This is a genomic window from Streptomyces sp. S07_1.15, assembly GCF_020739505.1.
In the GTDB taxonomy this organism is placed as follows: domain Bacteria; phylum Actinomycetota; class Actinomycetes; order Streptomycetales; family Streptomycetaceae; genus Streptomyces; species Streptomyces xinghaiensis.
This window is the reverse complement of the sequence record NZ_JAJBZK010000001.1, coordinates 937,232-949,430: the sequence shown is the minus strand read 5'-3', so window position 1 is coordinate 949,430 and position 12,199 is coordinate 937,232. Positions and strand designations below refer to the sequence as shown.

The window sequence follows — 12,199 nt, the reverse complement described above, 5'->3', positions numbered from 1 at the left end:
CAGCGGTGGGCTGCGATCCCCCTTCTCATGACCGTGGCAATCCTGTCCGGCTGCGGAACAGCGGGAGAGCGAGCCACAGGTGAGGGCGACGACGCGAAACTCTTGTCGGCTGCCGCCGAACGGGTGCGCGTCGCCACGGCTCCGGTTGAAGCCGAGTGGTCCAAGTCCGCGGTCGCCGCTGGGACTGACAAGCGCTCGGTCGTCCTCGTCCCGTGCAACCAGAGTCAACCTGGGTGTACCCAGCCCGCCATCGGCGCGCGGCAGGCGATCGAGGCGCTCGGCTGGAAGGCGCACATGATCGACGGGAAGGGAACAGGCGACAACCAGAACGCCGCGGTCATGCAGGCTCTCAGTCTGCGGCCCGACGCCATCATGACGTTCGCCATTGATCCCTCCACGATCCAGCAGTCCCTCAAGGCGGCGAGAGACCAGGACGTGCCCGTGATTTCTTCGGCGGGTGAGAAGTCGGATCTGGTCGCCTCTTCGGTGAATCCCCGCGCCGACGTCTACACCACGACCGGATCGCTCCTGGCGGACCTGGCAATCGTCGAGAACGACGCACAGGTGAAGGCCCTCGTTCTCCACGACACCGGCTTCAGTGTGTTGGGGCCGCGCTACGAGGGGTTCGTGAACCGGTTGGGCGAATGCGCGGGGTGTGAAGTGCTCGAAGAGCAGAACTTCACCGCGGCGGATCTCGCGGTGGGGCTGCCCCGCCTGGTGCAGCAACTGGTACAGCGTCACCCGGACTTCAACACGATCTACGTGGACTATGACGACGCGGTGCCCCCTCTCTTGCAGGCGCTGAAGTCGCTGGGCGTCAAGGACAAGACCGTTCTTGCCTCGAACGGCACGGTTCAAGCAACAGAATGCATTGCCCAGGAGTGCGGACAGACGGCGACGACGGCCTTCTCGCTGGAGGGCATCGGCTGGGCCGCCGTGGATCAGCTCACCCATATGTGGGCGGGCGAGGACCCCGCGCGGGCGGTGTATCCGCTGGGGGTGAAGCTGATCACTTCGGAGAACGCCGACCAGATCGACGGGATGTGGGATGGCGACTCCGACTACCGGAAGATCTATCTCAAGCGGTGGGGAGTCGAATCGTGATGATGCGGGCCGCAGTGCATTCCGGAGGGCCGGGCGTTGCGAATGTGTCGCTCTCCGAGGTCGAAACACCGGTACCAGGGCCGGGGGAGGTCCTTCTGCGACTCGCCTATGCGGGTCTCAATCGCCACGACATCTTCGTCCTGAACGCCAGAGACGAGAAGTCGGCGCCCCTGGTCGTGGGATCGGATGGAGTGGGTGCCGTCGTCGACGCCGGGCCCGGAGTCGACACATCCGGTCTCAGTGGCGAGTGGATCATCAACCCCTGTCTCGGCTGGGACAGTCCCGATGAGGTTCCTCCGGTCCCCGAAATCCTCGGCGATCCCCGCTGGGGGACGCTCGCCGAGTACGTCGTCGTCCCCGTGTCGAACCTGGCACGCCCGCCGGCACATCTGAGTCAGGTCGAGGCAGGTGTTCTCTCTCTCGCGAGCATGACTGTGTACCGGGCCCTCTTTTCGGTGGGCCGGCTCCGGGAAGGGGAGCACGTTCTGATTCCCGGTATCGGCGGTGGTGTAGCCGCTCTGGCGATGGACTTCGCGAAGGCGGTGGGGGCGAAAGTCACCGTGACGTCGCGCCGACGAGCCGTCCTTGACGACGCGGTCGCCCGCGGGGCGGACCATGCAGTGGTCACCGGTGCTCAGTGGTCTTCGGAGGTCGAACCCGTCGACGTCGTCGTGGACACGGTCGGGACGGCGGTCTTCGACGAGGCTCTACGGGTCCTGCGGCCGGGCGGTCGCTTCGTCAGTATCGGGGCGACCACCGGCGCGGAGACAGCACTGGATCTGCGAGACCTCTTCTTCCGCCAGATCTCCGTAGCGGGAACCTCCATGGCCAGTGCGAAGGAGTACACGGCGATGCTCGAGTTCGTGACCGAGCACGGGATCCGGCCGGTTGTGGGGGCAGAGTACCCGCTCACTGGGGCTGTCGAAGCCCTTCACGCGCTCGAAGCCAGCACACACGTAGCAAAGATCGCCGTAGCGCTTGGCGAAAGGAAGGGGGGCGTCTGATGAGCGACACCCAGAGCCTCACCGCTTATCTGACGGAGATGAGGCGGATTCGCGCGCTCGAGGAGAAGGTCGCGGAGTTGCGCGCCGGCAATGACATCGTCGGTTCGGTCCATCTGTGCAATGGACAGGAGGCGATCTATGTCGGTTCCGTGGCGACGCTCGACCTGACACGGGACGCTGTGTTCCCGACATACCGGGGGCACGGCTGGGCCGTTGCCTGTGGGGTTCCGATGCGGGCAATCCTGGCTGAGCTCCTCGGGCGTGAGACGGGTATCAGCGGCGGCCGGGGCGGGTCTGCGTACTTCACCGCTCCCGCATACGGGTTCTACGGAGAGAACTCGATAGTCGGGGCGGGCGCTCCGATCGCGGCCGGCGCCGCCCTGGCCGGAACATACGACGGGTCAGGGCGGGTGGCGGTGGCGGCGTTCGGTGACGGCGCCATGAACCAGGGTGCCGTGCACGAGGCGATGAACTTCGCCTCCATCCGGAGACTGCCGGTGATCTTCGTCGTCGAGAACAACTCCTACTCCGAACTCACCCCCATCGCCGACATGGTGCGAGTGGACCAGTTGTTCCGCCGCGCGAACGCCTACGGCATGACCGGCGCCCAAGTCGACGGGAACGACCCTGTTGCTGTCGCTTCCGCGATGCACCAGGCGGTTGCCCGCGCACGCCGCGGACTCGGGCCTGTCCTTCTGGAGATGATGACGCAGAGGCTCGTCGGTCACTACATCGGCGATGTTCAGCACTACCGGCCCGAAGGCGAACTGGACCAGATCGCGAAGTCCGAGCCGATCGTCCGGATCGAAGCACGTCTGCGCGGTGACGGAGTGCCACAGAGCGCGCTGGATCAGATCCGGCAGACCGTTGCCGACGAGGTTGAGCGTGCCGCTGCGGAGGCGCTCGCAGATCGGCTCGAGCCCACCACGAGCGTCTTGGAGCACTTGTATGTCTGAGATCAAGAAGCTGTCGTACGCGGAGTCGGTGAACGCGGCTCTCGCGCGCGCACTCTCAGAGCGGCCCGAAGTCCTCGTGTTCGGGGAGGACGTCGGAAAACCGGGCGGAGTCTTCGGCGTGACCAAGGGCCTGCACCGGCAGTTCGGCGATCGGGTGTTCGATACTCCGATCTCCGAAGCGGCCATCCTGGGCGGCGCCGTCGGTGCCGCGATGTTCGGGGCCAGACCCGTCGTCGAGATCATGTGGGCCGATTTCTCGCTCGTCGCTCTCGACCAGCTCGTGAACCAGGCCACGAACGTCCGTTACCTTTCGCGAGGCGCCTTGAGCGCACCCATGACGGTGCGGACGCAGCAGGGGAACGCCCCAGGTGCGTGTGCGCAGCACTCACAGTCGCTCGAGGCGATCTTCGCGCACGTCCCCGGCCTCCAGGTGTGCATGCCGGCCACTCACCAGGACGCGTACGACCTTCTCCTCACCAGCATCTGGAGTGACGACCCGACGATTGTGATCGAGAACCGAACGCTCTATCACGCGGGCAAGGCCGAGGTGGTGCTGGGTGGCCCGGTCGAACCGGTCGATGGCGCCCGCATCCGTCGCCAGGGCGCTGACGTCACAGTCGTGACGTGGGGCGCGATGCAGTTCAAAGCGCTCGAGGCGGCCCGCGTACTCGAACGCGAGGGAATCGACGCCGAGGTGATGGACATGCGGTGGATTCGTCCGCTCGACCACGACACCATGCTCTCAAGCGTGGAGAGGACGGGGCGAGTGGTCATCGCGCACGAGGCCCACACGGTGGGTGGCGTCGGCGCCGAGATCGCCGCGCGGATCGCCGAGCACGGGATCACCCTGCGCGCCCCGATCTCCAGGGTCGGCACGCCCGATGTCCGCATCCCGGCAGCCCCGCACCTCGCTGCCGCGGTCATCCCCAGCGCTGAGTCCATTGCCGATGCGGTTCGCCGTGTTGTGCACGGCACGCTCAGCCTCGCCTGAAGGTTCCTCTGATGAAGGAATGCCCGATCCAAGATCTGTACGCCGGGCAGCAGATCAACCGTCTGCAGGCGTGCCGCCCGGCGCTGTGCGATGACGGATTGCCTCCCGCTGAGATCACTCAGGTGTCCACGAGGACGGGGACAGGGGAGAGCAGCCCAGCGGTCGGGTACTCCGGAGGACTGGCAGCAATCGCGCAGCACGTCAGGATCGCGGGCCCTTGTTTGAAGACCGCGCGTCTATGCGTGGATCGTGGCGTTCTCTGTCGGCCCGCGTCGACGGGAGCAGCCGTGAAGGAACGGTGGGCCGGCTCGCCGGCACATGGACGAACGAGGTCGTTCGGGGAGCACGTGGATGACGCCTTCCGCGCCTTAGCGTCCACGGCGCCCCACCCGGCGGATTGGGCGGCTCACCGTTTCGCCCGCACGCCTGGTCGCGGTGCCGGCTGACCCCCTGTGTGTCATACACGAAGGAGCCACGACATGGATGGCAAGACCCGAAGCGGGGTGCTCATCGCGGCGCTCGCAGGTCCCGCTTTATGGTGCTCCCCGCGTGTGACACAGCCCCGGAACCAGCCGGCCCAGTAGCGCCTCATACGGCGACTCCGTGATCACGGCCGTTTGAGGCCGGCCCTCCAGGCACTCTCGCGCAAGCGCGCTCAGGGCGTGGTCACCATGGCGCCTCAGGGTGCTGGAGACCGGCCTCGTCGCTCCCTGGGAAGCGTCAGAGCGAGTCCGGCCTGACAACGGATCCCTCTCGCGGACTCGGCCGCGGCAACCGGCGGGCAGGTCGGAGCGCTCGTGGTGCGCGACACGGATTTCGAGGTTCTCGAAGCTCACCACGAGGCGTTCACATCCCGGCTCGCCGAATGAGCGCGATGCAGGCCCCGGAAGAGCAGGGTTCATGTCCGCCGACCGTGCCACGGCGATGTCCCGTCCGGTTCAGCCGACGGACCGCCGGAACCCGTCTTCAACATGGTTTCCACATCGACGTCGACTAAGCGGTCGCGACCGTCACACAGGCCTCAGGTCGACCGGCAGACGGACCGCACCGTTCTCGGATCTCAGGATCCAGGCGGCCCCGGGAGCGGATCCGGAACGGAGAACAGGCGGTGACACGGCTCCGAGGAACCTCTGGATGTTGAGGACAGGCGTCCTGCGGAGAATCAGCCACTTGCCGAAATCACCACGAGAAGGCGTGAAAGACGTAGCTCCAGCGACGGAGCGCAAGATCTCACTGAGGAAGCAGGAATGAGAACTCGGAATCGAATTCTCGGTGCTGCGGGAGCTGCGCTGAGTTTTATGATCATCCTGGCGGGTTGCCAGTCCTCCCAAGGGGACGCGGCAGGAGGCGGCACCGCGGGCCCGGCGGCTGCTGAGGCGGCGCGTGAACGCATGAAGGCCGCCAAGGCACCGATCGCGGCCAAGGTGCCTGATAGCGGCCCGATGGCGCAGCCGGACAAATCCGTCGTGCTCGTACCCTGCTCGGTCGCGTCCGAGGGCTGCGCTCAGCCGGCCTATGCGGCGCGGCAAGCAGCGGAGGCAATCGGCTGGAAAGTGAAGCTGATCGACGGCAAGGACACGGCTGACAGCCAGAACGCGGCAGTGCGTCAAGCGCTCACGCTCCATCCGGATGCGATCATCACCTTTGCGATCAATCCGAGCACGATCCGGGGTTCGCTCGAGCAGGCTCGGGAGGACGGCGTCACCGTCATCGCGTCGTCGGCCGTTCAGTCCGATCTGCCGGATTTCTCTGGCATCCCGAGTCGCACGGTCTGGGAGGAGACCGGTTCGCTGCTGGCGGACTATGCAATCGCGGAGACCGACGGCGATGTCAAAGCGCTCGTGCTCCACGATACGGGCTTCGAGGTACTCGGGGCGAGATTCGACGCCTTCACGGGTCGCCTTGAAGAGTGCGAGACCTGCGAAATTCTCGAGAGCCAGAGCTTCACCTTCGCGGACCTTGCCACAGCGGTGCCGCGCATGGTTCAGCAGATGGCGCAGCGGCACCCCGACTTCAACACGGTCTACATCGACTACGACTACGCCGTTCCTGCGGTTCTTCAGGGCCTTCGCGCCATCGGTGCCGAGGACAAGATCGTGCTCGGATCCGAAGGGACCTCGACGAGCATCGCATCGATCCGTCATCAGGACGGACAGACCGCGACGACCGCGGTAGCTCTCGACTGGATTGGATGGTCGAACGTCGACGCGCTCAACCGCATCTTCGCCGGCGAGTCCCCCGAGCCCGCTGCCGACGCCCTTGCTGTCAAGCTCATCGATCACGCAGTCGCGACCGAGCAGGGCATCGAAGGGCTCTGGGACGGCGATGTCGACTTCAAGTCGGCGTACCTGAAGCTCTGGGGTGTTGATCGGACATGACCGAGTCCTCTATCGAAGTCCGGAACGCTGTCAAGATCTTCGGTGCTCAGCGTGCATTGAACGACGTCAGCATCTCGTTCACCCGCGGTGAGATCCATGCGCTGGCGGGCCTCAACGGATCCGGGAAGTCGACGTTCGTCAAGGTCCTCGCGGGTGTGCACTCCCTGGACGCGGGCGCTGTGCTGGTCGACGGCGCCGGCGCGGGAGAATTGACGCCGTCGAAGGCGAGTGAGCTGGGGCTGCAGTTCTTGCATCAAGACCCGGTCTCCTTCGCACATCTCACCGTGACGGACAACATCGCCGTCGGCGCGGGGTACACCCGGAGTTCACACGGCAGAGTGGACGTCAAGCGAGAGAGAGCCTGGGCCGCAGAGGTTCTTGCCCGGCTTGGTGTCGACGACATCAGTCCGCGCGCGCAGATGGGCGGTCTGTCTCAGGCGCAACGAACGATGGTGGCGATCGCCCGCGCGGTGCAGTACCAGTGGAGTGACCGGGGCGTCCGCCTGCTCGTCCTCGACGAGCCGACCGCGTCCCTTCCCAAGCACGAGGTCGCACTCGTCTCCGACATGGTGCGCCGTGTCGCCGCCGAAGGCGTGACGGTCCTGTTCATCACGCATGACCTCGACATGATTCTCGATCTCGCGGATCGCGTGAGCGTGCTCCGCGACGGGAAGCTGATCACCACAACGGACAGTTCGCGCTTGGACAAACCACAACTTGCCTCGCTCATGGTGGGGGAAGAGGGTGTCGCAGAGCAGTCCACGGCAGCGCGGCGGAGACCACCGTCGTCGAGTACCGCTCTCCGCGCCAGAGAGGTGTCCGGGGGGCGGGTCGACCGAGTGTCGCTCGATGTCGGTACCGGCGAGATCCTTGGCATCGCGGGTCTGCTCGGCTCGGGCCGGAGCACCCTTCTGAGCCTCCTCTACGGCGCTCAGACCCGAGACGGCACCGTTGAGCTGAACGGCAGGCCGTTGAAGCCGGGCAACCCGCGCGCCGCGCGCCGCGCCGGGGTCGGATTCATTCCTGAAGACCGGCGGAGGCACGGCTCGTTCCCGCAGATGTCGATGGCGGACAACGTCACTGTCGCGTCGGTCAGGCAGTACGCGAGCCCCTACTGGATTCCCCAGCGGGGAGAACGCGAGTCGGCTCTCAGGACGATGGAAGAGTTCGATGTCCGACCCTGTGACCCCGACAAGCCGTTCCGGCTGTTCAGCGGTGGCAACCAGCAGAAGTCGATCATCGGGCGATGGGCGCGGATCTCACCCGCGCTCCTGCTCTTGGACGAGCCGACCCAAGGCGTTGATGTCCATGCCCGCGTGCAGATCCACACCGCGATCAAGCATCTGGCGGAAGAGGGGCTGAGCGTGATCGTCGTCTCGTCGGATTTCGGTGAACTGCTCGAACTGAGCGACCGGATCCTCGTGATGCGCAGAGGCCGGGTGCGGCGGGAAGTCGACCCGGCCGCAATCAAAGAAGACCAGCTGCTCCACCTCGCCGCAACGGACGAGTGAAGCGAAACTCAGAAGGACTCCCAAGGCCATGACTGTCACAGACAACAAGACCTCGACGGCTACACCGTCGGCCGGCAGGGGCACGGCGCCGGCACCGCACCGCGGCGTGCTCGCACGATTCGCGGATCCTCGCTGGTACGGCTTCTACGCGTTGGCCGTCATCGTCACACTGTTCAGCATTCTCCTGCCGCGGACGTATCCGACGATCGCGAACGGCACCGCCATCATGAGCAACGAGGCGGTGGGCCTGATGCTCGCCGTCGGTATGCTCATCCCGCTCGTCGCGGGCTACTTCGACCTCTCGGTCGCGAGCGTTCTCACCCTCTCGATGATCGTGTCGGTCGGAGCGTTCCAGTTCTTCGAAGCGCCGACCTGGCTCGCGTGCCTGGCCGGCGTGCTCACCGGCACCGCTGTGGGGGCGCTCAACGGATTCAGCGTGGCATGGCTGCGGATCAACTCGATGGTCGCGACCCTCGCCACGGGAAGCATCGCCCTGGGGATCGCGCTGTGGTGGACGGACGGTTCCATCTTCGCCTCCAACGTCCCCGCCTCCTTCCGCGCGCTCGGTGACCGCGTCTTCGGCCTCCCGCTCCCGGTCATCTTGGCCGCACTGCTCTGCGTCGTGATCTGGTGGGTGCTGGAGAAGACGCCGACAGGCCGGTACCTGTACGCCATGGGCGACAGCCAGGACGCCGCTCGGCTCGCCGGCTTGCCGACGCAGCGGCTCACGGTGGGTTCGTTCATCGCGTCGGGCACCGTCGCGGGATTCGCAGGGGTGGTCGAGGCGGCGATCCTGGGATCTGGCAACCCGCAAGTGGGAGCTGGATTTCTCCTGCCCGCGTTCGCGGCCGTCTTCCTCGGGGCCGCCATTTACACGATCGGTCGCTACAACGTCATCGGAACCGTAGCCGCTGTCCTCGTTCTCGCGGCGCTGGTTGCGGGCCTGCAGCAGTTCGGGCTGCCGTTCTACATCGAGTCGCTCTTGAAAGGCACAGTCCTGCTCGGCGCCGTCGCGTTCACCTCAGGCCGTTTCAGCGCACTGGTTGAAGCACGCCGATGAACAGCTCAGCGAACCTGGAACGTCGCCTTGCACGGCTCGAGGCGCGCGATGAGATACACGAGCTGAAAGCGGCGTACGCGGACCTCTGCGACACCGGCTACGAAGGCGCGGCGATCGCCAACCTGTTCACCGAGGACGGTGTGTGGGAGAGCAACACCTATCCGGCGGTGCGGGGGCGGGGGGAGATCGCCAAGTTCATGACCAGTATCGGGGACAATGTGTTTCCGTGGGCAGTTCACCTGCTCAGTAACGAGCGGGTCCAGCTTGACGCGATGCTGGCCACCGCAGAAGGGCGATGGGATCTCCTTCAGTTGGCCTCCCGAGGGCCGGATTCCGTCGTCGCTGTCGGCAAGTACGTAGACGTGCTTCGGGTCGAGAACGGCCGGTGGCGGTTCTCAGCGGTCCGCGTCCAGTTCTCCTACGTCGGGACCCTGAAGGCGGGCTGGGCCTTCGGGAGCGAAGGGTTCGTGCATGATGAGCCGAGATAGCCGGGAGCCATCGCTGCCCTGTGCCGAGCGGCACAGCAGAGACGGCGACGGCGCGTTTGTCGAAGAGCTCTGCGAGGCGGCGGCAGCGCTGCCTCCGGCTCCCCTGCTTCCCCGGACGGTCACGCGTGTTCGCGCGGAGGCTGCTCCACAGAAAGATCCGTACAACGCCGTCGTTCGCTGGGTGGACGTGAGTGCCGATGCCGATTCGGGTGCGCTCGCGGGCATCGGGGTGTCCTTGAAGGACTCCGTAGCCATTGGCGGTCTCCCGCTGACGGCAGGCTCTGCCGCGCTTCAGGGGTTCGTTCCCTCAGGGGACGCCACCGTCACACGCAGACTTCTCGAGGCCGGCGCGAGCATCCGGGCGGTCACCAATATGGACGACCTCGCGTTTTCAGGCGCCGGCGACACCAGCTACTACGGACCTGTGAGGAATCCCCACGATCCTGCGGTCCTGGCCGGAGGGTCGTCAGGAGGTGCGGCGGCTTCCCTCTTTCTCGACGGGATCGATGTCGCGATCGGCACCGACCAGGGCGGATCCGTGCGATTGCCGGCGGCCTGGACCGGGGTCTATGGACTGAAGCCCACTTTCGGGCGAATCCCCTACACGGGTGTCGTAGGCATGGAAGCCCGGCTGGACCACATCGGGATCCTCGCCCGGTCCCCCGAGCTGATGGGGCGTGTCCTGGCGGTTCTCGGCGGTCCCGATGGACTCGACGGGCGTCAGGCCCCATGGGGCCGTCCGCTTCCGGCCGCATCCGGACCCGTGACGGTACGTGTGGTGACCGCTTCGTTGCTGCACGCCGAAGACCGAACGCGGGCGCTGTTGGAGCGGGCGCTCCGGACATGGTCGGACGGCGGCGTCATCGTCGAGCCGACCAGCTTCGACCCGGCCGATCACGGGCCCGTGCCCGCTGCTCTGTTCATCGAGGGCGCGTTGGCCACGCTGCGCGGGACGTCTGCTCCTTGGACCGGCCCCGCCTTCTACTGGGAGGAACTTCAGCAGCATTTGAGCCGGGGAGTAGCCGATCACATCCACCACCTGTCGCCCTCGTTCAGATTCGCGCTCGCCGCAGCGGAGGAACTTCAGCGCAGAGAGCCTGGTCGTGCGTATGGCCGCGGCTTGGCCGCGCGTACGAGGTTGATCGCGGCCGTTGACGCGGCGTTGGAGGGGGCGGATTTCCTCGTGCTCCCGACGGCACCATGTGAAGCGCTCCCGGTTGGTGAGGGTCTGAGCGATATCGAGCGCACGACCCGCGGCTGGGGGGTGCTCGGCAACACCGGTCCCTTCAATGTCACCGGCCATCCGGCTTTGTCGGTGCCGGTCGCTGTTTCCACAGGATTGCCGGTCGGGGCGATGCTCGTCGGCCGGCACAACGCCGACGAGGAACTGCTCCGGTTCGCACAGCGGCTCGCCATTGCCGACCAGCAGGCCGGCTGTCACTTCGAACGCTGAGGGGAGATATGAGATGACCGAACCGATCCCTGCGTCCCTGCCGTCGGCTCCACGCGCCACTGCGATGCCTGCTTACGCACCGCTTTTCGTCGCAGGCACGGAGCGGGTGAGAGTGCGGTGGCTGACCATCACGTACCCCACCGATGCCCGGGTGCTCAGAGCACTCCTACCCGAGCAAATCGAGCCCGGTAACGAACTGGAGGCTGCGATCTGGGTCGCAGAGTTCATGGGGGCGGAGTTCACGGGACCAGGCGGGGTCATCGAGAACCGCCCCGCCTACACGCAGGGCGGAGTCTCGGTTCGGTGCACTCACTCCGGTGTTGATTCCGCTTACGCGGTCGTCACCTTCGTCGAGGGGCTGAACCACGGCATCCTCGGTCGCGAACTGTTCGGGCTGCCGAAGAAACAGGCGCGTGAGGTGCGCCTTGTTGAGGATGACCGAACGCTGGAAGCGGGGTTCACGACTGGGCGCGGCGTGCAGCTTCTCACTTCCACGGTGACCCTCGCCCCCGCTGCTGTCGCCTCGCGCCCCGCTCCGGGCTGGTTCGACAACCACCTGACGTTGAAGCTGATCCCGAGCGCCGAGGGCGAGGGCTTCGACATCAGCCGCCTCGTTCAGATCCCGTGGTCGTTCAACGACTCGCAGTACGTGCGTCGCGGGGTAGCCCGCGTCGAGTGGGCGGTTGACCGCGCCGACCCCCTGTACATCCTCGTGCAGAACGGCGAGGCAACTGCCACCTACGGCGAGAGCACCCTCGTCATCGGGTACGGGCGATACCGCGAACACGTCGCCGACTTCCGTACTTTCGGACTGCCGACTTGGTGACCGTCACTGGCACCAGGCGGGTTGTATGCGCGAACTCCTCGCATGACGCCCGGAGATGGCGGCCCCGTCCTGGCTCGTTACCGCCCTCGCCCAGCTCATGGGTGAAGGCCGCGGAGGCGACCTCGACTCCTGGAAGAGCGGGGGCAGCACGGCGAGCACGAGCACGGAGAAGAACACGGTTGATTCCCCGCCGACGGGCCGAGGAGCATCAGGCCGAGAACGAGGCCTTGCCCCGGGACCTGGCGGTGGTGCGCGCCGAACACCAAGTATGTCGGGGACATCACGTACTTGCCTGCGGGGGATGGTGAGTTCCGGTATCGGGCGACGGTGATCGACTGCTTCTCGCGCCGCCTGGTGGGCCGGTCGATCGCCGACCACACGCGCACAGTACAGCGCACGCATTCGCAAGCCTCGCGGTGATCTACTCG

The 12,199-nt window shown here is 66.2% G+C and carries 10 protein-coding genes and 1 pseudogene; all 11 read left to right on the top strand.

What is annotated here, in order from left to right; all coding sequences use genetic code 11:
- The first annotated feature begins 27 nt into the window (after nucleotides 1–27).
- Nucleotides 28–1,104 carry a substrate-binding domain-containing protein gene (locus LIX60_RS04125; protein WP_227957243.1) on the top strand — a complete coding sequence of 359 codons (1,077 nt, stop codon included), beginning with the start codon at nucleotides 28–30 and terminating at the stop codon, nucleotides 1,102–1,104.
- A gap of 44 nt (nucleotides 1,105–1,148) precedes the next feature.
- The gene (locus tag LIX60_RS04120) at nucleotides 1,149–2,108 is read left to right on the top strand and encodes a zinc-binding dehydrogenase (protein ID WP_227957242.1); all 960 of its coding nucleotides are present in this window, start codon (nucleotides 1,149–1,151) and stop codon (nucleotides 2,106–2,108) included.
- Complete coding sequence (locus LIX60_RS04115) at nucleotides 2,108–3,064, top strand: thiamine pyrophosphate-dependent dehydrogenase E1 component subunit alpha (RefSeq protein ID WP_019710650.1); 957 nt, start codon at nucleotides 2,108–2,110, stop codon at nucleotides 3,062–3,064. Before LIX60_RS04120 ends, LIX60_RS04115 begins: the two co-directional genes overlap by 1 nt.
- Complete coding sequence (locus tag LIX60_RS04110; RefSeq protein WP_019710649.1) at nucleotides 3,057–4,055, top strand: alpha-ketoacid dehydrogenase subunit beta; 999 nt, start codon at nucleotides 3,057–3,059, stop codon at nucleotides 4,053–4,055. The genes LIX60_RS04115 and LIX60_RS04110 overlap by 8 nt, the downstream gene beginning before the upstream one ends.
- 1,298 nt (nucleotides 4,056–5,353) lie before the next feature.
- Complete coding sequence (locus LIX60_RS04105; protein WP_227957241.1) at nucleotides 5,354–6,433, top strand: substrate-binding domain-containing protein; 1,080 nt, start codon at nucleotides 5,354–5,356, stop codon at nucleotides 6,431–6,433.
- The gene (locus LIX60_RS04100; protein ID WP_227957240.1) at nucleotides 6,430–7,944 is read left to right on the top strand and encodes a sugar ABC transporter ATP-binding protein; all 1,515 of its coding nucleotides are present in this window, start codon (nucleotides 6,430–6,432) and stop codon (nucleotides 7,942–7,944) included. Before LIX60_RS04105 ends, LIX60_RS04100 begins: the two co-directional genes overlap by 4 nt.
- A 28-nt stretch (nucleotides 7,945–7,972) precedes the next feature.
- A complete protein-coding gene (locus LIX60_RS04095; RefSeq protein ID WP_227957239.1) occupies nucleotides 7,973–9,004 on the top strand; it encodes an ABC transporter permease in 1,032 nt (343 codons plus the stop codon).
- The gene (locus tag LIX60_RS04090; protein ID WP_227957238.1) at nucleotides 9,001–9,492 is read left to right on the top strand and encodes a nuclear transport factor 2 family protein; all 492 of its coding nucleotides are present in this window, start codon (nucleotides 9,001–9,003) and stop codon (nucleotides 9,490–9,492) included. Before LIX60_RS04095 ends, LIX60_RS04090 begins: the two co-directional genes overlap by 4 nt.
- Entirely contained in the window at nucleotides 9,476–10,945 is a 1,470-nt protein-coding gene (locus LIX60_RS04085) for an amidase family protein (RefSeq protein WP_227957237.1), read from the top strand. The genes LIX60_RS04090 and LIX60_RS04085 overlap by 17 nt, the downstream gene beginning before the upstream one ends.
- A gap of 13 nt (nucleotides 10,946–10,958) precedes the next feature.
- Nucleotides 10,959–11,771, top strand: a complete 813-nt coding sequence (locus LIX60_RS04080) for an acetoacetate decarboxylase family protein (protein ID WP_227957236.1) — start codon at nucleotides 10,959–10,961, stop codon at nucleotides 11,769–11,771.
- 252 nt (nucleotides 11,772–12,023) lie between these two features.
- Nucleotides 12,024–12,191 (top strand): annotated as a pseudogene (locus tag LIX60_RS04075) (DDE-type integrase/transposase/recombinase); the annotation flags it as partial.
- Nucleotides 12,192–12,199 lie beyond the last annotated feature (8 nt).